General features: G+C 54.0%; 19 protein-coding genes. 5 read left to right on the plus strand and 14 right to left on the minus strand.

All coding sequences use genetic code 11. The features are described 5' to 3' along the window. Positions 1 to 128 precede the first annotated feature (128 nt). Positions 129 to 569 (minus strand): hypothetical protein, encoded by a 441-nt coding sequence (locus BLV48_RS10550; protein WP_091826719.1) that lies wholly within the window; start codon positions 567 to 569, stop codon positions 129 to 131. Between the two features lie 53 nt (positions 570 to 622). Then, on the minus strand, positions 623 to 1,189 hold the full coding sequence (locus BLV48_RS10555; RefSeq protein ID WP_091826721.1) for a TMEM165/GDT1 family protein: 567 nt from the start codon (positions 1,187 to 1,189) through the stop codon (positions 623 to 625). Positions 1,190 to 1,475: 286 nt separating this feature from the next. Here BLV48_RS10555 and BLV48_RS10560 point away from each other — a divergent pair, with 286 nt between their 5' ends. Together BLV48_RS10560 and BLV48_RS10565 are read left to right on the plus strand one after the other, a co-directional pair. Further along, a complete protein-coding gene (locus BLV48_RS10560) occupies positions 1,476 to 2,033 on the plus strand; it encodes a lysozyme inhibitor LprI family protein (RefSeq protein ID WP_091826723.1) in 558 nt (185 codons plus the stop codon). Between the two features lie 57 nt (positions 2,034 to 2,090). After that, a complete protein-coding gene (locus tag BLV48_RS10565) occupies positions 2,091 to 3,194 on the plus strand; it encodes a phosphoribosylaminoimidazolesuccinocarboxamide synthase (RefSeq protein ID WP_091826725.1) in 1,104 nt (367 codons plus the stop codon). 68 nt (positions 3,195 to 3,262) lie between these two features. On the opposite strand, the gene BLV48_RS10570 is transcribed toward BLV48_RS10565, so the two are convergent. From BLV48_RS10570 to BLV48_RS10585, 4 genes are all read right to left on the minus strand, one after another. Then, complete coding sequence (locus BLV48_RS10570) at positions 3,263 to 4,114, minus strand: M48 family metallopeptidase (protein WP_254775018.1); 852 nt, start codon at positions 4,112 to 4,114, stop codon at positions 3,263 to 3,265. Between the two features lie 49 nt (positions 4,115 to 4,163). After that, positions 4,164 to 5,093, minus strand: a complete 930-nt coding sequence (locus BLV48_RS10575; protein ID WP_091826727.1) for an electron transfer flavoprotein subunit alpha/FixB family protein — start codon at positions 5,091 to 5,093, stop codon at positions 4,164 to 4,166. Continuing rightward, complete coding sequence (locus BLV48_RS10580) at positions 5,090 to 5,842, minus strand: electron transfer flavoprotein subunit beta/FixA family protein (RefSeq protein ID WP_091826729.1); 753 nt, start codon at positions 5,840 to 5,842, stop codon at positions 5,090 to 5,092. Before BLV48_RS10580 ends, BLV48_RS10575 begins: the two co-directional genes overlap by 4 nt. Before the next feature lie 64 nt (positions 5,843 to 5,906). Then, positions 5,907 to 7,556 carry an AMP-binding protein gene (locus BLV48_RS10585; protein ID WP_091826731.1) on the minus strand — a complete coding sequence of 550 codons (1,650 nt, stop codon included), beginning with the start codon at positions 7,554 to 7,556 and terminating at the stop codon, positions 5,907 to 5,909. Positions 7,557 to 7,797: 241 nt separating this feature from the next. Between BLV48_RS10585 and BLV48_RS10590 the strand changes: the two genes are divergently transcribed. Both BLV48_RS10590 and BLV48_RS10595 read left to right on the plus strand, forming a co-directional pair. Next, the gene (locus tag BLV48_RS10590; protein ID WP_091826733.1) at positions 7,798 to 8,802 is read left to right on the plus strand and encodes an AraC family transcriptional regulator; all 1,005 of its coding nucleotides are present in this window, start codon (positions 7,798 to 7,800) and stop codon (positions 8,800 to 8,802) included. A gap of 338 nt (positions 8,803 to 9,140) precedes the next feature. Then, on the plus strand, positions 9,141 to 11,060 hold the full coding sequence (locus tag BLV48_RS10595; protein ID WP_254775019.1) for a methyl-accepting chemotaxis protein: 1,920 nt from the start codon (positions 9,141 to 9,143) through the stop codon (positions 11,058 to 11,060). 191 nt (positions 11,061 to 11,251) lie between these two features. On the opposite strand, the gene BLV48_RS10600 is transcribed toward BLV48_RS10595, so the two are convergent. From BLV48_RS10600 to pdxR, 6 genes are all read right to left on the minus strand, one after another. After that, entirely contained in the window at positions 11,252 to 11,968 is a 717-nt protein-coding gene (locus BLV48_RS10600; RefSeq protein WP_091826738.1) for a YebC/PmpR family DNA-binding transcriptional regulator, read from the minus strand. A 118-nt stretch (positions 11,969 to 12,086) separates the two neighbouring features. Then, a complete protein-coding gene (locus BLV48_RS10605; protein WP_217632994.1) occupies positions 12,087 to 13,292 on the minus strand; it encodes an MFS transporter in 1,206 nt (401 codons plus the stop codon). A gap of 89 nt (positions 13,293 to 13,381) precedes the next feature. Further along, complete coding sequence (glyA, locus tag BLV48_RS10610) at positions 13,382 to 14,647, minus strand: serine hydroxymethyltransferase (protein WP_091826740.1); 1,266 nt, start codon at positions 14,645 to 14,647, stop codon at positions 13,382 to 13,384. A gap of 70 nt (positions 14,648 to 14,717) precedes the next feature. Further along, complete coding sequence (locus BLV48_RS10615) at positions 14,718 to 15,518, minus strand: YggS family pyridoxal phosphate-dependent enzyme (protein WP_091826742.1); 801 nt, start codon at positions 15,516 to 15,518, stop codon at positions 14,718 to 14,720. Further along, on the minus strand, positions 15,515 to 16,756 hold the full coding sequence (locus BLV48_RS10620) for a benzoate/H(+) symporter BenE family transporter (RefSeq protein ID WP_091826744.1): 1,242 nt from the start codon (positions 16,754 to 16,756) through the stop codon (positions 15,515 to 15,517). Before BLV48_RS10620 ends, BLV48_RS10615 begins: the two co-directional genes overlap by 4 nt. 243 nt (positions 16,757 to 16,999) lie before the next feature. Beyond that, complete coding sequence (gene pdxR / locus BLV48_RS10625) at positions 17,000 to 18,568, minus strand: MocR-like pyridoxine biosynthesis transcription factor PdxR (RefSeq protein WP_217632996.1); 1,569 nt, start codon at positions 18,566 to 18,568, stop codon at positions 17,000 to 17,002. A 208-nt stretch (positions 18,569 to 18,776) separates the two neighbouring features. On the opposite strand from pdxR, the gene BLV48_RS10630 reads away from it, so the two are divergent. Then, positions 18,777 to 19,964: an aspartate aminotransferase family protein gene (locus tag BLV48_RS10630; RefSeq protein ID WP_091826746.1), complete on the plus strand. Its 1,188-nt coding sequence runs from the start codon at positions 18,777 to 18,779 to the stop codon at positions 19,962 to 19,964. A gap of 88 nt (positions 19,965 to 20,052) precedes the next feature. Here BLV48_RS10630 and BLV48_RS10635 read toward each other — a convergent pair whose 3' ends face one another. Together BLV48_RS10635 and BLV48_RS10645 are read right to left on the minus strand one after the other, a co-directional pair. Beyond that, the gene (locus BLV48_RS10635) at positions 20,053 to 20,505 is read right to left on the minus strand and encodes a carboxymuconolactone decarboxylase family protein (protein ID WP_091826748.1); all 453 of its coding nucleotides are present in this window, start codon (positions 20,503 to 20,505) and stop codon (positions 20,053 to 20,055) included. Positions 20,506 to 20,979: 474 nt separating this feature from the next. Further along, a partial coding sequence (locus BLV48_RS10645; protein ID WP_139253909.1) for an integrase core domain-containing protein occupies positions 20,980 to 21,318 on the minus strand: 339 nt, incomplete at its 5' end.

The following is a 21,318-nucleotide window of genomic DNA, read 5'->3' on the forward strand; positions in this document are numbered from 1 at the left end:
ACAGACCCCTGCTAGCCTGCAACAGATTGAAAGCTCCCTGTTGGTATAGGGAGACACCCGGCAGCAACGCTAGCAGAGAAAGATGACAGCAGCATGACACCCCCGGCCAAAGCCGGGGGTGCCATTAATCAGTTGGATTCAGAGCTGTCCATTTTGGCGTCTGAATCAGGCGCTTCTTCCTGCCGCATCTCTTCCATTTTCTGACGCGCCGCTTCGGTCATCTCTTCAGTGGTTTCTGCGGCCTTTTCGCCCATTTCTTCAGCCTCGGACTTGACCTGCTCATAGGTCTCTTTGGCCTTTTCTTCCACCTGCCCGCTCACTTCAGCGGCCTTGTCCACCATTTCAGAGGTTGTGCTGCGAACCTCTTCCCCGGCTTCAGAGGCCACTTTGCCCGCTGCATCCATGGTTTCACCCGCTTCTTTCTTCAGTTCATCCATTGCGGTGGAGCCTTGCTGGCTGGCGGGTGCCGCACCGTTTGTCTTTTCATCAGATGCGCTGTCATCGCTGCAACCTGTCAGGACAACGGCCGATGCCAATACCGCCGGGGCAATCAGTTTGTGCCAACTCATATCAGTCACTCCTTTTACTTCAGTCGTGGGTAATGTGCGTGCAGTATAGAACATTAAAATGAGTCTAAGGTTAACAGGGTCGCGACTCCAAGCCCCACAAACAGAAGACACGCGGCCCAGCGGGCAACGTTAAGCGGTATTTTCTGCATCAGCCAGCTACCGGCGTACGCCACCGGCACGTTGGCCAGCAACATGCCCAACGTCGTACCGACCACTACCCAGAACAGGCTGTCATAGCGTGCGGCCAGAATAACCGTGGCGATTTGAGTCTTGTCACCGATTTCGGCCAGAAAAAACAGAATACAGGTTGCGACAAAGGCACCGTACTTAAGCACCGCGCCCCCGTCTTCATCGTCCTTATCGGGAATCAGTACCCAAAGCCCCACTGCGATGAAGCTCAAACCAATAATCCAGGGCACCCACTGGTCGGGAATCCACTGTACCAGCCAGGCACCCAGCCAGGCAGACAGCGCATGATTCAGCAGGGTAGCAACCAGAATACCCATCACAATCGCACCACGATGGGCGAAACGGGCAGCAAGAAAGAGGGTCAAAAGCTGGGTTTTATCACCAATTTCGGCGATGGCAACCGCGAGGGTCGAGGGCAGAAAAGCGTCCATAAAATATCATCCGGCGGGCTGTTGATTCCATAAGACACGCCACACCGGCCCGCCAGGACAGTGCGTTGTGTCTCAGGTCTCATCAATCCCGAACAGGACGTGACAGCCATGAGCATGAGGCTCAATTATGTTGACAGTCACTCTGATGGCCAGGGCCATTCAGACGATTACTCCCCCAAGAGTGGCGCGAATCTTAACAGCCTATCCGGCGAGGCGCAAACGGGCTGGTCTCGGTACCGATGTCAGGTAGAATGGCGTTTTATTTGAACCGCCAGAGGCCGACTGAATGAGTGCCCGTTCCATCTCTGCCACCATATTGCTGATCACCGGACTGGGTCTGAGTGGTTGCGAGAGCCTGCCTGCGCCTTTTGCACAGCCAACACCCAAGCCCCCTCGTAGCGAACCGGTGATTGCCGAGTCCACACCCACAACACCTGTACCGCTGTCTGAACAGGCGTTGCCGGCCGCGACCGATCTGAACTGGAACCCTTCACTGGAAGCGCCTCTGGATCAGCTTGAGTCCCGACTGACGCAGCAGCAGGAAAACGGCAGTTCTCAGCTGGAGATAAACGAAACCCTTTCCAGCATTGCCTATCTTTATGACGCTGAGCTCTATCTGCTATTCAAGGACACACTGGACTACCTGCCACCCAAGGCACAGCGGCACGAAGTTGATGTACAGAATCGCTGGCTGGATCAACGCCAGCAGGTGATGACACAGGCCTTTCTGATTGATCAGGATGGCGAAATCGCACGTTATACGGCAGGTCAGGCGTTTATCGCCGAGACCCGCAAACGAATCGAAGAGCTGCAGAACCTGCGCAAGCTGATCGTCATCGATTAACCGGGCTTTATGCTAGAATTGCCTCGTTTTTCAACCCTTAACAGGACCTGTGCCACCATGAGCCTTGCCCAATCCGTTCTGGCCGTAAACAACGACCTGCCGATCCGTACCGACCGCCCCGTTCACAGCGGTAAGGTACGCTCCGTTTATTGGCTGACCGAAGCCGACAGCCGCCGTCTGATCGAAGAGAAAGGCTACAACGTGGCGCCTGACGCACCACTGGCTATCATGGTGATCAGCGATCGCATCTCGGCATTCGACTGTATCTGGCACGGTGAAGGCGGCCTCAACGGTGTACCCGGCAAGGGCGCTGCGCTGAACAGCATTTCCAACCACTGGTTCCGGCTCTTCCGCGAACAGGGTTTGGCTGACAGCCATATTCTGGATATCCCGCATCCCTTCGTCTGGATCGTGCAGAAAGCCCGCCCAGTGATGATCGAGGCAATCTGCCGCCAGTACATTACCGGCTCCATGTGGCGCGCCTACAGCAAGGGCGAGCGTGAGTTCTGCGGCATTACCCTGCCGGAGGGACTGCAGAAGGACCAAAAACTGCCCGAACTGCTGATGACACCGTCCACCAAGGGTATCCTTCGCGGTATTCCCGGTGTTCCTGAAGCGGACGACGTTAATATCACCCGTGCCAACATCGTCGACAACTACGCCGCTTTCGGCTTCCGTTCTGCGGCGGATGTGGATCAGTACGAGAAACTGCTGAAGGAAGGCTTTGCCGTCATCAGCAATGCGCTGGCCGAGCTGGATCAGGTATTCGTCGATACCAAGTTTGAGTTTGGCTATGTCACCGATGCTGCCGGCAATGAGAAATTGATCTACATGGATGAGGTGGGCACACCGGACTCCTCCCGCATCTGGGACGGCCCTGCCTACCGTGAAGGCAAGGTGATCGAGAAGTCAAAAGAGGGCTTCCGCCAGCTGCTGCTGAACCACTTCCCTGACCCGGACATCCTGCTGAACAAGGATCGCATGCCGGAACGTGAAGCGCTGGCCCGGGACAACGCCTTACCGGCCGAGGTGCTCATGGACGTGTCGCGTACCTACCTGGACATTGCCGAAAAGGTTGTCGGCCACCCCATCGAACTGTCTGACAACCCGAAAGCCGAAATCATCGCGATTCTGCGCGACCAGTATGGGCTGATCGACTGACAGAACAGACAGAAAAAAGGCCGCCTGTCATTCCAGCAGGCGGCCTTTTTTGTACAGTGACCCTGGTGTCAGCGCGGCCTCAGCCGGTCACAGTCAGGCTTGCGGCCAGCTGCCAATGCCTGCTGATACAGCGGCATGTACTTGCTTACCTGACTATCCAGTTGCCGGATACGCGTGCCAGGTGCCGGGTGGGTAGACAACAGCTCCGGTGGTGCAGCGCCCCCCTTCTGCGCCATCTTCTGCCACAGGGTAACCGCTTCGCGAGGGTCAAAACCGGCCTGGGCCATCAGCTCCTGCCCCAGCATGTCCGCTTCTGATTCGTGTTTACGGCTATAGGGCAGCAGAATGCCGTACTGAGCCCCAAGCCCCAGCGCCATGACCGCGGCCTGCTGAGTTTTTGTGTCCACCCGATCCGCCAAAGCTATACTGGTTGCCACTATCCCCAACTGGGTCAGCTGTTGCTGACTCATGCGCGCATTGCTGTGCTGTGCCAGCACATGAGCCACCTCATGTCCGATCACCGAGGCCAGTTGATGCTGGGTATTGGCCACCTGAAGCATGCCGGTGTAAACACCGATTTTGCCGCCTGGCAGCGCAAAGGCATTAACGGCCTTATCCTTGAACACCACCAGCTCCCAATCCTGTGGCGCGTAGCCATATTTACGGGGCACCTGCATCACGATCGCATCGGATACACACTCCACATAACGGTTGGTACGCGCATCGGTCTCGATCGGGATTTTCTCTTTCATCTGTTCAAAAGACTGGGAGCCAAGCTCATTCATCTGTGTAGAGGAGTTGAGCAGCAGGGTTCGCTCACCGGTAGGGGAAACAGCACAGCCGGTCAAGCCGAGGGTTACAGTCAATGCAAGCGATGCCAACCATCCGGGGCGGCACCGCTGTTTCATGAAGCAGAGCATGGGTCCATATCTCCTTGAACGGATCAACTTTCCCGCAAGAATACCCTGATCAGAGCCGGCTCTCCAGTTCAGGCATCGCCTCAAACAGATCACCCACCAGGCCATAGTCGGCCACCTGGAAGATCGGCGCCTCTTCATCCTTGTTGATCGCCACAATGATCTTGGAGTCCTTCATGCCGGCCAGGTGCTGAATGGCGCCGGAGATGCCCACCGCGATGTACAGCTCTGGCGCAACCATCTTGCCGGTCTGCCCTACCTGCATGTCGTTGGGCGCAAAGCCGGCATCGACGGCGGCACGGGACGCACCGACCGCGGCACCCAGCTTGTCCGCGACCTTGTACAGCAGCTCGAAGTTTTCGCCGTTGGCCATGCCACGACCACCGGAGATGACCACCGAGGCAGCCGTCAGTTCGGGACGATCTGACTTGGCCAGCTCTTCGCCAACAAAGCTCACGTCAGCATGCTGATGAACGGCGCCGCAGCTCTCAATTGCTGCACTGCCGCCCGTGGCTTGCGCCGCATCGAACGCGGTGCCGCGTACCGTCATCACCTTGACTGCATCCGCTGACTTCACGGTTGCAATGGCGTTGCCGGCATAGATCGGACGCTTGAAGGTATCGGGCGACTCAACCGCAATGATGTCCGACAGCTGGTTCACGCCCAGCAGTGCTGCCACACGGGGCGCTATGTTTTTACCGGTCGTCGTGCCCGGCGCCAGAATATGACTGTAACCATCTGCGATCTCAGCCATCAGTTTACTGACGTTCTCAGCCAACTGGTGCGCATAAGCAGCATTATCCGCCACGATCACCTTGCGCACACCGGCAATGGCAGCCGCAGCATCGGCTACAGCCTGACAGTTTTCGCCCGCTACCAGCAGGTCGATATCACCCCCGATCTGCTGAGCGGCTGTTACCAGGCTCAGGGTAACCGGCTTGAGGGACTGGTTATCGTGTTCGGTCAGGATCAGAATGCTCATGCGACCACCTTTGCTTCGTTACGCAGTTTGTCTACCAGCTCTTCTACCGAGCCAACCTTGATACCGGCCTGACGCTCAGCCGGCGGCTCAACGCTCATCAGCTGCACACCGGCAGCCAGCTGTGCACCCAGCTCTTCAGGAGTTTTCACATCCAGCGGCTTTTTCTTGGCCTTCATGATATTGGGCAGGGATGCATAGCGCGGCTCGTTCAAACGCAGGTCAGTGGTCACAACTGCGGGCAGTTTCAGATTCAGGGTTTGCAGACCGCCGTCTATTTCGCGGGTCACCTTCAGGCTGTCGCCTTCAACCACCACTTCGGACGCAAAGGTTGCCTGCGGACGATCCATCAGCGCGGCCAGCATCTGACCGGTCTGGTTGTTGTCAGAGTCGATCGCCTGCTTGCCCAGCAGAATCAGGTCGGCTGATTCTTCTTCCGCCAGCTTCTGCAGAATGCGCGCTACCGACAGGGAGTCCAGCTGATCCGGCACCTCGACCTGAACGGCACGATCAGCACCCAGTGCAAGTGCGGTACGAAGCTGCTCCTGGCAGGCCTTGCTGCCAATAGAGACGACTACGATTTCATCTGCCTTGCCGGCCTCTTTCAGGCGTACCGCCTCTTCCACCGCGATTTCGCAAAATGGGTTGAGGGACATTTTGACATTCGCCAAGTCTACATCCGAACGGTCGGACTTGACCCGCACCTTGACGTTGTAATCAATTACACGCTTAACAGCGACCAGTATTTTCATATCTCAGTACCTTTATCGATCAGCAGCAAAGGGGAAAAAGGAGGCCCGAAGGCCTCAATGCTCACTAAGAAGCCATTTCCTCAGCTGCCTGCTTACGCAGAAGGAAACGTTGAATCTTGCCGCTTGAAGTTTTGGGCAGATCGTTCACGAATTCGATTTCACGCGGGAAGGCGTGGGTGGAAAGCCGATTGCGCACATGCTGCTTCAGAGTTTCAGCCAGTACATCATCGGCATCAACATGCGGGTGTGTCACCACATAGGCCTTAACGATGAAACCACGACTGTCGTCGGGCTTGCCCACCACGGCACTCTCGACCACCGCCTCATGCTCCAGCAGCGTGCTTTCCACATCGGCAGGCCCGATGCGATATCCGGCAGAGGCGATGATGTCGTCATCACGTCCGGTGTAGGAATGTGAGCCATCACCGTTGTTGATCACCACGTCACCGGTCAGGTAGTACTTGCCGTGGTACGGGCTTTTTTCACCCCAGGTATACCCCTGGAAGAAATAGAGCGGTGAATTTTCCATGTCGATGGCCAGCTCGCCACTTTCGCCCGCCGCCACTTCATTGAAGTTGGCATCCAGCGCCACCAGACGGTAGCCCGGCAACTGATAGCCCATGCTGGCATCGCGCAGCTGATGTTCCAGTTCATGGAAGTTGGCAGAGGTCATGCCGGTCTCGGTCTGACCATACTGGTCGCAGACCAGACAGCCGAAGGCGCGCTGTACCCAGCTCACGATTTCAGGGTTCAGAGGCTCACCAGCGCTGTTGGCCACCCGAAGATCGATCTCGGGATAGTCTTTCAACAGTTTGTCGTTGGCCTTTAGCATGCGGTAGGCCGTGGGCGCGGCTGCCAGGTTGGTGATACGGTGCTTGCGCAGAAACTCGAAGGTGTTTTCGGCGGTAAAGCCGGCTTCATTGAAGTGGGTGGTGCAACCCAGCAACAGCGGCCCCACCACGGCGTAGTACAGTCCATACGCCCAGCCCGGGTCAGCCACGTTCCAGAAGTTGTCGGTATCACGCAGACCGATGGCATAGCGCATGTAGACATAGAACGCCGACAACGCCTTGGCCGGAACCGTCACCCCCTTCGACTTGCCGGTGGTACCGGAAGTGAACATCTGCAGGAAGGGATCTTCCGGGCCGATTTTTACTGGTTCAAACTGATCCGACTGTTGATCCAGTGTCGACTGGAACAGGAAGTCCGCCTCCCCTTCCAGCGGATGACCGGCTTGTGCCACCAGCATGGTTGTGGGAAGCCCCTTCACATCTGCCAGCTTCGACCACTGTTCGGGATTGGTAATAATCAGTTTGGTGTCGGCTTTCTGTACCCGGTACTCAATGGCACCCGAGCCAAAAGCGGTAAACATGGGCTGATAAACGGCACCGGCGCGCAGTGCACCCAGAACAGCAACCATCAACTCGGGGGTACGGGTCAGCAGGGCCGAGATGCGATCACCCTTGCCAATCCCCTGAGACTTCAGGAAGTTGGCAAACTGAGCAGAACGCTGCATCAGTTCGCGGAAAGTCATTTCACCGCCGCTGCCATCCGCAAGCTCATAGCGCAGTGCAACCTTTTCAGGGTCGTCGGCCCAACGGTCACAGATCTCCTCGCAGACATTGATCCCCGCGTTAAAATCGCCCACGAAGTTCTGTATGATCGATTCCGGCGTGAAATCCTTGATGAAATCGTTGTAGCTGATCTTGTCCATACTGAAACCTGCTTATTGTTCTAATGAGGTTCACCATTACCCGGACAGACCACACTGGCCAAACCGGGCATGAATAAGGGAAAATACCTATTCCTTCTGTATGAACGCAGAGTAATGCAATCGCCCGTGGCAACAGAATGACAACTTTCGACAGATAAATTGACATTTTTTGCACCACTGATTCGTCATCAAAAACAAGCGGTTGATATCAATCAGCCCGCACAGAGCCCAGCCCTGACCTATGAAGAACCTGACTTTTTCGTCCCACTATGCTCGCGCCATGCTGCAGGGCTATCGCGCTCAGGGGCGTGATGTGGAGCGCTTGCTGGCCAGCTGTGATATCGATCCAGACCTGATCAACCAAACCAAGGCACGACTGCGCACCGGTCAGTTCATCCAGCTATTTCGCCGCATCTGGCGCGAGCTGGACGACGAGTTCATGGGGCTTACATCATCCCCCTGTCGGGTTGGGCACTTTCACCTGATGGGATCATTGGTGGTGCACAGCACCAATCTTGAAGACGTAATGCGGCAAAGCATTCGCTGTTACCGCCTGTTCTCGGATGATATCGAGATCAGCCTGAGGCTGGAGGGCGACGAGGTCGAGCTGAGCCTGACCCATCATCACCCTGAGCTGGACCCGAATAATTTTCTGGTGGAGTGGCTGCTGATGGTCTGGCATCGCCTGATCGGATGGCTGATTGGGCGCAAGATCGTACTCAGCCATGCCAGCTTTACCCACCCGCTTCCCTCTCACTTCGATGAGTATCGCTTCATCTACCCCTGCAAATGCCTGTTCGAGCAACCCCGCAGCAGTATTTTCTTCAGCAAAAACTACCTCAGCATGCCGGTAACGCGCACCACACGGGAGCTGGACGAGTTCATTCTCAGTTCACCGCGCGACCTGCTGATCTGGACCGACGAAGACGATAGCCTGAGCACCCGGGTACGCGGCCTGCTGGAAGGGTTTGAAGAAGGTGGCCTGCCCAATCTTGATTGGGTCTCGGAGCAGCTGCACACCACCTCTTATACGCTATCACGCAAATTGAAGGCTGAAGGTACCTCCTACCAGAAGATCAAGGACAACCTGCGCCGTGACCAGGCAATCATGATGCTGACCCGGCAAAATTTGAGCATCGGAGATATTTCAAGCCAACTGGGGTTCGCAGAACCCGGCGCATTCTCGCGAGCTTTCAAGCACTGGACCGGTGTCAGCCCACTGGCCTATCGCAAGCAGGAAGCTTGAATGAATATGTATACAAACTTAACTCGACATGACAGGTCGAGTTCTTTATAAAGCTAGATAGTTACCTGAAAAACGGAACTTTCAGCCGAAGATCTCCGTGCTTGGACGAACGGGCGGGCAATAGCCCGATGTGATCACATACTCTGCCCTTTTAAGGAACGGACTTTATGACCAACCTGTCCATCCGCTTCAAGCTACTGATAGGCTCAGCGCTCGCTATTCTTGCTTCACTGGGAATTGTGATTTATTTGGCTCTTTCCGCTTACCAAACATCCATCCACAGAGCTGTCAAAGACACGACAGATATAATCACCGATAACGTAAACAACCAGCTTCACTTGACCGCAGATCAAATTACAGTCGATATTCGACAGCGATTGGAGCGTGGCTTCGACTCGGCCACAGCACTCGCGACGTTCATGGGGGCAACCGCCTGGAGCGATCAATTAATTTCTCGTCAAGCCGTCAAACAACTGGTCCGAGCGCACCTTCTGGCCAATAAAGAAGTCAGCTCGATGTATACCATGTTTGAGAGTAACGGCTACGACAACTTTGACAACCTGTACAAGGGTGATCTTGAACACAGCACTAAACAAGGCAACCTTGAAGTTTACTGGGTTAGAGAAGGAAACACTGTCAACTTTTACCCGACTGAAGACTCAGATCGCAAGCTGGATGCAACCGTGAATGCTGACGGTATGCGTGAGGCCGAGTGGTACCTTTGCCCTCTCGAAACTGCGCAAGCCTGCATGGTCGAACCCTACCTGTATGAAATCACCAAGGGCAATTCTGTTCTGATGACATCCCTTACCGTCCCCATTATTCATGACAAAAAAGTTATTGGTGTGGCCGGTACAGACATTAATCTTCCAGTACTTCAGGAGCTGACCGAGCGTTTGGCCAGTGACCTGTATAACGGAAGGGCCAGCATCACGCTTCTGAGCCAGAAAGAACGAGTCATTGCATCCAGTCAGTTTAAAGGCGCGGCCGGAAAGCCCATACAGTCCGTGGCCCCAGCTTTCCTTGACCGGATTAATAACAATAGTGAAGACAGTGATGTGATTATGGTGAACGAAACACTGTCAGTTGCCGGCACCCAGTGGCGCTTGATTGTTGAAGTTCCCAAAGCCGCCGCGCTGGAGCAGCTACACAAGTTGCAAGCCGATATGGAAGATAACCGCAGCAGCACCATCTGGGATTTGCTGATCACCGCAGGCGTCATCCTGCTGATCACCCTGGCAGTGGTGAATCTGTTCATATCCGGCATTACCAAACCGCTGGCACAACTCGGCGAGCGCATGCAGGCACTGGGAGGCACTGAAGGCGACCTGACTCAGGAGCTGGAGCATTTCCGTCATGCTGAACTGAACGCCGTTTCGGATGGTTTCAACAGCTTTACCCGCAAGATCCGCACCGTCATTCACGAGTTGATCAGCCTGTCGGCACAGCTGCAGCAGAATGCCAAAGCGCTGGCAGACAATGCACAACAAACCCGAGAATCAACTGAAGAACAGCAGAAACAGCTGCAAAGCGTGGCTGCAGCCGCCAACGAGATGGCCGCCACCGCCACCCAGGTGGCCAACCTGGCCGGTCAAACAGCCCAGGACGCCGGCAGCTCCGAGCATGAAGTCAGCGCCACCCGCAATACCCTCAAGTCGACCGTTGACGAAATCGGCAACATGTCCGGTGCACTGGATGACGCTTCAGAGAGTATTGGTCAGGTTGCCAGCCGCAGTGACGAAATCTATAACATTATCGAGACCATACGGAATATCGCCGAACAGACCAACCTGCTGGCCCTGAACGCCGCAATAGAAGCCGCACGCGCAGGTGATCAGGGACGTGGCTTCGCGGTGGTTGCTGATGAAGTCCGAAACCTTGCCAGCCGCACGCAGGACGCTACCGGCGATATCGACACACTCATTTCAGCCCTGAAACGCGATGTGGATGACAGTGTCGGTCGCATGCAGCACTGCCGTGGCATGGCCGCTCAGACCGTCGAGCAGAGTCACTCCAGCTATCAGCGGCTGGAAGGCGTCTCTTCACGTATCACGGCCATTTCTGAAAACACCACTCAGGTCGCGACTGCTGCCGAAGAACAGAGCATGGTGAACGAAGAGATCAACCGCAACATCACCAGCATCGGCGATTCGGCCGACGTACTGGCTCAGGCTGCTGCACAGGTCACGGCACTGGGTAAAGAAGTATCCACCAGCGCCGCTCGCCTTGACCAGCAGCTGGGCCGTTTCAAAGTGTAAGTTACGCGCCAGCACGACACCGGCAAATGCCTTGGCGCTCAACATGATCATTCATGACGAGCGCCAAGACAGCTCTGCATATGGCGATACCCGCTTTCTACGTCAGGCCCTCCTGCTCGGCCTGATCGCTCATCAGTAGGTTGGCCTCTTTCTATTCACTACGGGGCCTTTTTTGGCCTAGGGCAGTCCTTTCAGAGCTCGACGTTATGGTACACCTGCTGTACATCGTCCAGATCGTTCAGCATCGCCAGAAACTTCTCAAACATCGCTACATCGTCGCCACTGAGGCTGGTATAGCTTTGCGGGATGAACTGAATTTCATCTACGTCGAAATCGAGATCGCCAAAGCGTTCGATCAGCGCGGTCTTGGCCTTGAAATATTCAGTGTTGGGCGCGAAGACGGTAATTTTGCCGTCTTCAAGTTCGATATCGGTAACATCAACATCCCCTTCCATCAGCGCTTCAAGCACAGCTTCTTCATCATCGCCAGCAAAGACGAAGATGGCACAGTGATCGAACATGTGGCTGACGCTGCCCTGAGTACCGATCTTGCTTTTGGTCTTGGTGAACGCCTGACGCACGTCGCCGAAGGTGCGGTTGGGGTTATCGGTCAGGCATTCGATGATGGCCATGCTGCCACCGGGGCCGTAACCTTCGTAACGCGCCGGGGAGTAGTCTTCGCCGCCAGCCCCCTTGGCTTTGTCGAGCGCCTTTTCGATCACGTGCCCTGGAACCTGCTCCTTTTTCGCTCGATCAATCAAGCCACGCAGCGCCAGATTACCATCGGGGTCGACCCCACCCGATTTGGCCGTGACATAGATTTCGCGCCCGTAACGGCTGTAGAGCTTGGCCTTCATGTCTGATGTTTTGGCCATCGACTCTTTGCGGTTCTGATACGCTCTGCCCATGGGTGGTTACTCCGATAGTGATCGTTAAAGCTGGCGATTTTACTGCGATCTGTGCAGCATGAATAGCAAGCCTCGAGCGAGCCCTGAAAGAAGAGTTCTCCAAACGCGAAATACTGGTTTAGTTTGCACCTGCCAGAGTTGTCTCTTCCAGATACTTTACTCTGCGCTGTTCCTGCAACAGCACGATCAAGGTAGTGATCCCCATAAACGCCGCTGCGGCCCAGAACAGGCTGGTATACCAGCCCTGGTCCAGCATGAAGCCGAACAGTATTGGCCCAACCACGCCTCCGAGGTTGAAACCGGTCGAGACGATGCCGAAAGTACGCCCCTCCGCCCCTGCCGGTGACGCCGCACGTACCAACATGTCACGTGACGGAGCGACCACACCGGCCAGGAAACCGGTCGCGCCCAGTACCAGTGCCAACATCAGGGGCGACAGCGGTACACTCGCCACCACCATCGCCAGACAGGCCGCCAGTGCAAAGGCAATCCCCGCCAGGGAACCGTGTCGTTTAGTCATGTCGGCCAGCACACCACCGGCCAGCACGCCAAAGGCAGTCGAGAACAGAAATACCGTCAGCGCCCGGTTGGCGTCCGGCAGTGACACACCGAATCCGCCCACCAGTGCCGATACCGAGAACTGCTCGATCGAGCCAGTGCTCAGATTCAGCATCATGAACAGCAGCATCAGAATTGCCAAAGAAGCCAGCGGCGTGGCCAAAGGACGTTGCTCGACGCGAGATGCATCAGCAGTACCCTGGTCCGGCAGCCCCTGCCCCACTCCAGGCATCACCAGTGCACATACCAGCAAGCCCGCCATTGCGGCAACCGCAAACGCCCAACGCGGCTCCAGCATCAATGCCACCCCTATCATCACCGGTGGCGCCAGCGCACCGCCCAGAAAACCCGAGAAGGTATGCACCGAGAACGCCTTTCCCATCCGTTCCGGCGCCATCCCGCGAGACAGCAATGAATAGTCTGCAGGGTGGTAAACGCCATTGGCCAACCCCGCCAACACCATGGCTACCAGCAGACAGCTGTAGGTCGGTATGGCCGCCACCAGCCCGAAACTGAAGGCTCCCAGCAGCAGCGCAGCCAGCAGCATGCGCTTGGCCCCGACCCGGTCGACCATGAAACCGAGCGGGATCTGCACCATCGCCGTGACAATGTTGAACACGCCGATGGCGATGCCCAGCTCGACGAAACCGACCTCCATCACCCCGGGCAGCAGCGGCAACAACGCGGGCACCGTCATGATATGCAGATGGCTGATCAGATGGGCCGCCGAGACCTGCGCCAGCAGGCCGTTCCGTGTCACGTTCACCTTTGACTCTCCTTGCCTCTTTCTACGGGGCTAATGACGGGGAATAACCGAGTATAACGGCAACCTCGTATAGCCGAGACACTTTCGCCTCAGGCATAGACCGGGTAACGGCGGCACAGCGACAGCACCTGCTCCCGCGCCCTGGCAATGACAGCATCGCGGTCGGCGGATCCCAGCGCATCCAGCACATCACACAGCCAACCGGCCAGCTGTTCACACTCTGCCACACCGAAACCACGGGTGGTTACTGCCGGTGTACCGATGCGAAGTCCCGAGGTAACAAACGGCGAGCGTGGATCATTAGGCACCGAGTTCTTGTTGGTAGTGATCCAGGCTTCACTCAAGGCTGCATCCGCCTCCTTGCCGGTGTAACTACGGCCGATCAGGTCTATCAACATCATGTGGTTGTCCGTGCCACCAGACACGACTTTGTATCCACGCGCCTGAATCACAGTGGCCATTGCGCGAGCGTTGATCACAACCTGTTGTTGATAGCTTCTGAACTCGGGCGCCAACGCCTCCTTGAACGCCACCGCCTTGGCGGCTATCTGGTGCATCAGTGGGCCGCCCTGCACACCCGGAAATATCGCCGAGTCCAGTCGTTTGTAGAACTCCTCATCCTGCCCCTTGGACAAAATCAGCCCGCCACGCGGTCCCCTTAGCGTCTTGTGGGTGGTGCTGGTGACCACATGGGCATGGGGCAAGGGGTCCGGGTATTCACCGGCTGCCACCAGACCGGCCACGTGCGCCATATCAACCCAGAACAAGGCTCCCACCTTGTCGGCAATGGCGCGCATCCGACCCCAGTCCTTACGACGCGAATAGGCTGAAAAACCACCGATCAACAGCTTGGGACGAGTCTCCAGCGCGATGCGCTCCATCTCGTCGTAATCGATCAGGCCGGTTTCGGGGTCCAGGCCATAGGGCACGATATTGTAATGCCGCCCTGAAAAATTTGATGGGTTACCGTGGGTCAAGTGACCACCCTGTGCCAGATTCATACCCATCACGGTATCGCCCGGCTGCACCAGCGCCAGAAAGACCGCCGCATTGGCCTGAGCCCCCGCGTGTGGCTGCACGTTGGCATAGTCACAGTTGAACAGCGCCTTGGCACGGTCGATGGCCAGCTGCTCAGCCTGATCGACGTACTCGCAACCGCTGTAGTAGCGACGTCCCGGGTAGCCTTCGGCATATTTGTTGGTAAACACCGTATTCTGCACCGCCATCACCAGCGGGCTCGCATAGTTCTCGGAGGCGATCAGCTCGACATGGTCTTCCTGACGCTGGATTTCGCCTTGCAAAGCCTCAGCCAACGATGCATCAAAGGTGTCCAGGGTGATCGAAGAATCGTACATAGTGCGGTAATTCCTTAACGATAAGTGGGTAAAAATAAGAATGGGTAAACGTGCCGTTGCAGCCAGCCAACTATGCCGAAGGCCAGTAATGACTGTCCGGAATAGCGCGAGCACCGAAAATGGCCTGGCCAACACGAACGACGGTAGCGCCCTCTTCTATGGCGATTTCAAAGTCGCCTGACATTCCCATCGACAAGTCATCCAATGTGACGCCTGCGGGTATCTCCTGACGCAAGCGGTCTCTAAGTTCGCGCAAAGATGCGAAGCAAGTGCGGACCCGAGGCGCATCGGACGAAAACAGAGCGAGTGTCATCAACCCGCGGACGCGTAGAGCGGAAAAGTGAGGCATCTGCCGCATGAAAGTCGCCACCTCGTCCGGGGCAAGACCGTACTTGCTGCTCTCACCTGAGGTATTGACCTGTACGAAGACATCCAACTCCCTCCCCTCTGCCTGAAGACGCCGGTCCAGCGCCTCCGCCAGTTTCAGGCTGTCCAGTGCCTGAAATTCGCTGGCGAAACGTGCGACCAGTTTGGCCTTGTTGGTTTGCAGATGGCCTATCACCGACCATCGCAACTCAGACAGGTCAGACAGGTTGCCCCATTTCCGATAGGCCTCCTGCACCTTGTTTTCACCCAGCTGGCGACACCCTGCTTCATATGCCAGTCGCAGCTGGGGCTCGGAAAAGGTTTTGCTGACCGGCAGCAAACGCACATCCTGAGGATCTCGCTCCACCCTGAGGCAGGCATCAGCGATCCGCTGCCGTACCTGCATCAGGTTGCGACGAAAGTCAGCGACATTGCCTGCTTGGGGATAGCGACCGTGCTGTTCGTGCCAAGTAGAAGTGGCAGAAGACTTAGACTGCGTGTTCATTGAGAGGCCTCTCCCGAGCATGCCACGAGCTCAACGGTCTGGCGGCGAGGCAAGCGACCATTGAGCACAAGGTAGGATCCCAGGCCGATCACTAATCCCCAAAAGGCACCGCCAATCCCCAACAGCGTGATATTCGCGGCAGATGCCAGGAAAGTGATCAGAGCCGCTTCCCGAGATTTGGGATCATCCATGGCACTGGCGAGGCTGCCGCCAATCGTGCCCAGCAGAGCCAAACCCGCCAAAGTGCTGATGAAGGCCTGCGGGAACGCCATGAAGACGGCGGCAAGAGTCACGCCAAAGACACCCACCAGGATATAAAAAACACCTGCGGCGATCCCTGCAACCCAGCGCTTGGAAGGGTCATCGTGCGCTTCCTTACCGGTACAGATTGCAGCCGTGATAGCAGCCACGTTGAAGGCATGCGATCCAAAGGGAGCCATAAGCAGGGAGCCCAGGCCCGTAATGGTCAGGATCGGGTTGGCGCTGGTTTTGAAGCCGTCATTACGCAACACCAGCATGCCAGGCATATACTGTCCGGTCAGCGTAATCAGGAACAAAGGCAAGGCAACACTCAACAGGGCGTTGAATGAGAACGACGGCATGGTGAAAACCGGCGCTGCGAGTTTCAGTTCCAGTGCCGACAGATCGACACGCTCTTGAACCAAAAGCAGAACAACACCCAAGAGCAGAATACCCACCACGGCATAGCGCGCTGTGAAACGCTTGAGTACTACATACGCCAGGATCAGCATACCGGCCAACAGCGGATCAACGCTCATGCCACCAAAGGCACCGATACCAAACTGCAGCAGAATACCGGCCAACAACCCGGCAGCAATGCCGGATGGAATCAGACGAATGACCTTTTCGAAATAGCCCGACAGACCAAGTAAAACAAAGGCTATCGCCGATACCAGATACGCACCAATGGCTTCTTCGTAAGGCGTTGTGGCCAGAGCCGCAACAAGGAAAGCGGCGGCAGGTGTCGACCAGGCTGTGATGATAGGCTCGCGAGAAATCCAGCTGAGTATGATCCCGGTTACACCAACGCCGATCGAAATGGACCAGACCCATGAAGTCGTCAATTCAGGACTCAGACCTGCGACCTGCGCAGCCTGGAACACCAGGATGAAGGTTCCGCCATAATTCACGATAACCGAAATCAGGCCCGCCACGAGCGGATGAACAAAATCATTCAGCCTGGAAGATGAAGTTGAAGTTGAACTTGGACACGACATGATTGCGCGAGCCTCTTCTAACGATTTGAATCAAAAATTGAGGCAATCATTTATATCGTGAAAATGGATTGTGAAAGACATCCATTTTTACAGAATTCACCAGACCATTTACACTTTCAGCGCAAAAAATCCTGTGAAATATTTTTCGACTTAATCAATCGCGACACCTGTCAATGATGCGGCTACAAACGAAAGAGGCATCATTTTTCTGTCTTGTACAGATTGCACAATGTGAAATTTATATTATTTTTTCCTAAGAACATTAGACAAAGCTATAACTGATTTCTCTATCTCATAATCCGATAACGAAGAATAACCAAGAACCCAACCTTCTCTCTTTTTTTCATTCGTATACAATTGACTAAGGCCCAATATATTAATTCCATGGCGCCTGGCTTTGGTTATTGTTTCTTCTTCTGACCAACCTTCTTTCAAAAAGCATGGTATCTGTAGCCCGCCTTCTGGACGTATTACATCAACAATATCACTCATATACTTTTCCAATGACTGGACCATGACTTCCCGTCGCTCTGCATATAGTTTACGCATCGCACGTATATGTGTATTGTAATGACCATCCGCCATGAAGTGGGCCAATGTTAACTGAGGTATTTGCGGTGTGTATCCATCTATTATATTTCTGGCATTAACAAAAATATTAACCAGTTCAGAAGGCAAAACCATATACCCTAACCGCAGCCCCGGGAATAATGTTTTACTAAAAGTCCCCAAATAGATTGTTCTATTATAGCTATCCAAACCCTGCACGCAGGCTGTCGGCAATCCTTCATAGTGGAATTCACTATCATAATCATCTTCGACTATCCATTTCCCATTACTGGCAGCCCACTCTATCAGCTCAAGCCTGCGCTCCAATGACAGAGTCACACCTGTTGGGTATTGATGTGAAGGAGTTACGTAAACAAAACTCGCATCAGTGTTTTCACTGTTGAGAAAAGCCGTTTTTAAACCATGTTCATCCACTTCAACCGGAATCAAAGGTGCACCATTTGCTTCGAAAACCTTCTTCGCACCATAATAACTTGGGTCTTCAATTAAGATAGGTTTGTTATGATCTGAAAATAACTGTGCGCATAAAAAAAGGGACTGTCTTGTACTACTCAATATGAGAATCTGGTTAGGAGCAACATTAGCACCACGTTCCAAGTTCAAGTACGTAGCTATGGCTTTTCTCAAGGGCTCGGCACCTTGAGGGTCTCCATGAAGCATAGCTTTTTCTCCATACTCTCTGGTGACTTGGCGCTGAATTTTTTCCCAAATTGCCATTGGGAAAGTACGGGTTTCCGGCAACCCTGTTATAAAGGCTTTCACTGAGTTTGTGTCCGCTACAGAACCTGTTTTTCTGTAACCCTCACCTCGATGGCTCAAACCGAGGTCAATGCTTGAGTCGTTTTTTCCGCCTTTTGCAGACCCTCTTCGTTTGCTTTTCCCTCTTACGGCTCTCCCCAAACTTTCTGTTACGTAGCTCCCAGAACCTACTCTCCGCTCGATGTATCCGTCACGATGTAACTGGACATAGGCATTTTCGACTGTATCCCTCGCTATTCCGAGTGACTGAGACAACTTCCGGGTAGCGGGTAACCTCATCCCCGGTTCTAGCGTTCCTTCAAGGATAAGGGTACAAAGTGATCGCTGGATTCGTTGGTGCAAGTCCAATGGTTTCAACTCAGAGCTGTTAATCAAAATTCTGAGGGTTTCAAGCTCGAATGTTTTTCCCATTTGGTCTTCTCTGAACTCTACAATTGGTATGACTGCATCATCAATACTAACTTTATACTTATCGCCTGTCACTATGCGTACGTATCTAAAAGCGGAAATCACCTTAAAATTAAAAGACAGATCATATGAATTTATTAAATTTAATAAGATTTGTTGACTCGGTTTAATCTATTTTTCAATTCACAAATAAAAAAGACAGACATCACCCTATTTAAAAAGGCATTGTTTTTAATTACGACCATATTTTATATGAACATCCCAAAAGAATATCAGGTAATTTATGAACGTTAAAAACTCATATCTCATGAATGCTTACTCACGCCAGGAAATATCCTTCACTTCTGGCTCAGGCATTCGACTGTGGGACAATAACGGTGTCGAATATATAGACGCCATTTCGGGTGTCGCTGTAACCAGCCTGGGCCATTCTCACCCCGAAATCGCCTCAGCTATTGCTGAGCAGGCCTCTCAGTTGATGCACACTTCCAATCTATTCAAAATAGACTGGCAAGAGAGGTTAGGTGAAAAGCTTTGCTCAATATCAGGAATGGAACGCGCCTTCTTTTGCAATTCGGGTGCCGAAGCGAATGAAGCTGCCTTGAAGTTGGCCCGCCTGCACGCCAACGCTAACAATGTTTTTGACCCCGTTGTCGTTGTAATGGAAGGCAGCTTCCATGGCCGTACACTGGCAACACTATCGGCAACAGGCAATCCTGCTGTGCATTCTGGGTTCTCTCCACTGGTCCCCGGTTTCATGCATATACCATTCAATGACATTGAATCCATACATCGACTGGCTGATCAAGTCCCCAATATAGTTGCTGTACTCGTTGAACCGGTACAGGGAGAAGGAGGAGTTAAAGCTGCATCCCAGGAATTCATGCAGACTATCCAGCACCTGTGTCATGAAAAGAACTGGCTTTTCATGGTTGATGAAGTTCAAACGGGCATGGGTCGTACCGGTGCCTGGTTTGGTCATCAAAATGTGGATGTCGAACCTGATGTTATCACGCTCGCAAAAGCCCTCGGCAATGGCTTTCCAATCGGCGCATGCCTTGCGCGTGGTAATGCCGCAAAGTTGATATCACCCGGTAAACATGCCTCTACTTTTGGTGGAAACCCCCTCGCATGCCGTGTTGGATGTAGCGTCGTTGATATTATGGAGCGCGATAAGGTTCCTGATAATGCATTAATCCAAGGCAAGCGATTGCTTCAAGGCTTGAAGGCTGAACTGGGGCATCACCCTGAGGTTATTGCCATTCGGGGAGAGGGGCTGATGATAGGAATAGAGCTTTCCTATCCTTGTGAGAGCATGGTGAAACGGGCTCTGACTGAACACAGGATTTTGATAAATGTTACGCGTAAAAATATTATCAGACTATTGCCACCTCTGATTTGTAACGAAAACGAGACCGATGAAATCGTAGCGCGTATTTCTGACCTTGTTCGAACAACAAATCGTCATTAAGCGTTCTCAAACAGTGCTACATCATCGCCGCTGACGGTGGTGTAGCATGTGGGATGAACTGGATCTAAGCAACGCTTGTCAGCCGCACCTACGCCTTGACAGGGTAACGGCTGGAAATAGCAATACGATTCCATGTATTGATGATAACGGCAAGCCACTCAATGGCCGACACTTCCTCTTTGGAAAGGCTGGCTGTGGCCTGTTCGTAGATAGCGTCAGGCAATTGGCCGTCAGAGATCAGTGTAATTGCCTCAACAAGCTCTAACGCGGCACGCTCTTTTGAGCTGAAGTATTCGGTCTCTTTCCATGCGGAAAGGACTGCTACACGATCAGCAGATTCCCCGCTAGCAAGTGCATCCCGCGCATGTAATCTGATGCAGAAAGCACATTGATTTATCTGGGATGCGCGCAGGCGTAAGAGATGCGAAAAGCCTATGGCGACCCCCGCATTGGTTAAAGCATCGGAGGCAAGCCGGTCAAGCTCAATGACTGTTTGGTACAGCTCAGGTGCTGACTTACCAAGATTTACTCTTTCGGCCATGTGACCTCCTTGATTTTGCCCAGCAGCAGTGGACACACCGTTAAGGTAGTAAACTAACCGAGGTGTCCCATGCAAGACAAGCTGTCTCCGATGAAAATGAGCGCTAAAGGCACTTGCTACGACAACGCCTGTGCGGAGCACCTTCTCCCACAGCTTAATTGCTGTTGTAGGATCAGACTATCCCTTAGAGCTCGTCATTCACGATTGCTTCGTGTTTGCTAATCTTCTGCTCAATGGCAGCCGATAACGCTGCAATCATCTGCAAAGACGTACCTTCCTGCCACCTTAAACCGATACTTCGCTCTACCTCTAGCCCTGAAACTTTTATAGAAACGAGGTCAGAAGGAACAAGGCTTTCTGGTGCTAATGTAAACTTTTTGCTTCTCCTGATTAGTTCAAAAGCCAAGCTTTCACTTTCAATTCTTGCTCGAGCATCCAGCTTGACCCCTTCCGCCTTAAGCCTAGCTGTGAATACTAAACACGTTGTTCACGCAGCTTCGGTATTCGAGACACCGGCGGTAGATTTCCGATACTGCCATGAGGGCGCTGTTTATTGTAGTGGTTGATCCAATCTGTCAGCGCCCATGTCCTTGATATGTCGTTTGCATAGGGCATCGCATACGCCCATTCCCGGATCATTGTCTGTATAAAACGCTCCGCCTTGCCGTTCGTTCTGGGCGTGTATGGGCGCGTGTACACATGCTTGATCCCTTCCCGTTGTAAAACTGCATTGAACCGACGGGAACGATAAGCAGGGCCGTTATCGGTCATCAGGCGTTTTACCTCCACACCTATTCCGCGGTAGGCCGCCAG

Source organism: Marinobacterium iners DSM 11526, assembly GCF_900107855.1.
In the GTDB taxonomy this organism is placed as follows: domain Bacteria; phylum Pseudomonadota; class Gammaproteobacteria; order Pseudomonadales; family Balneatricaceae; genus Marinobacterium; species Marinobacterium iners.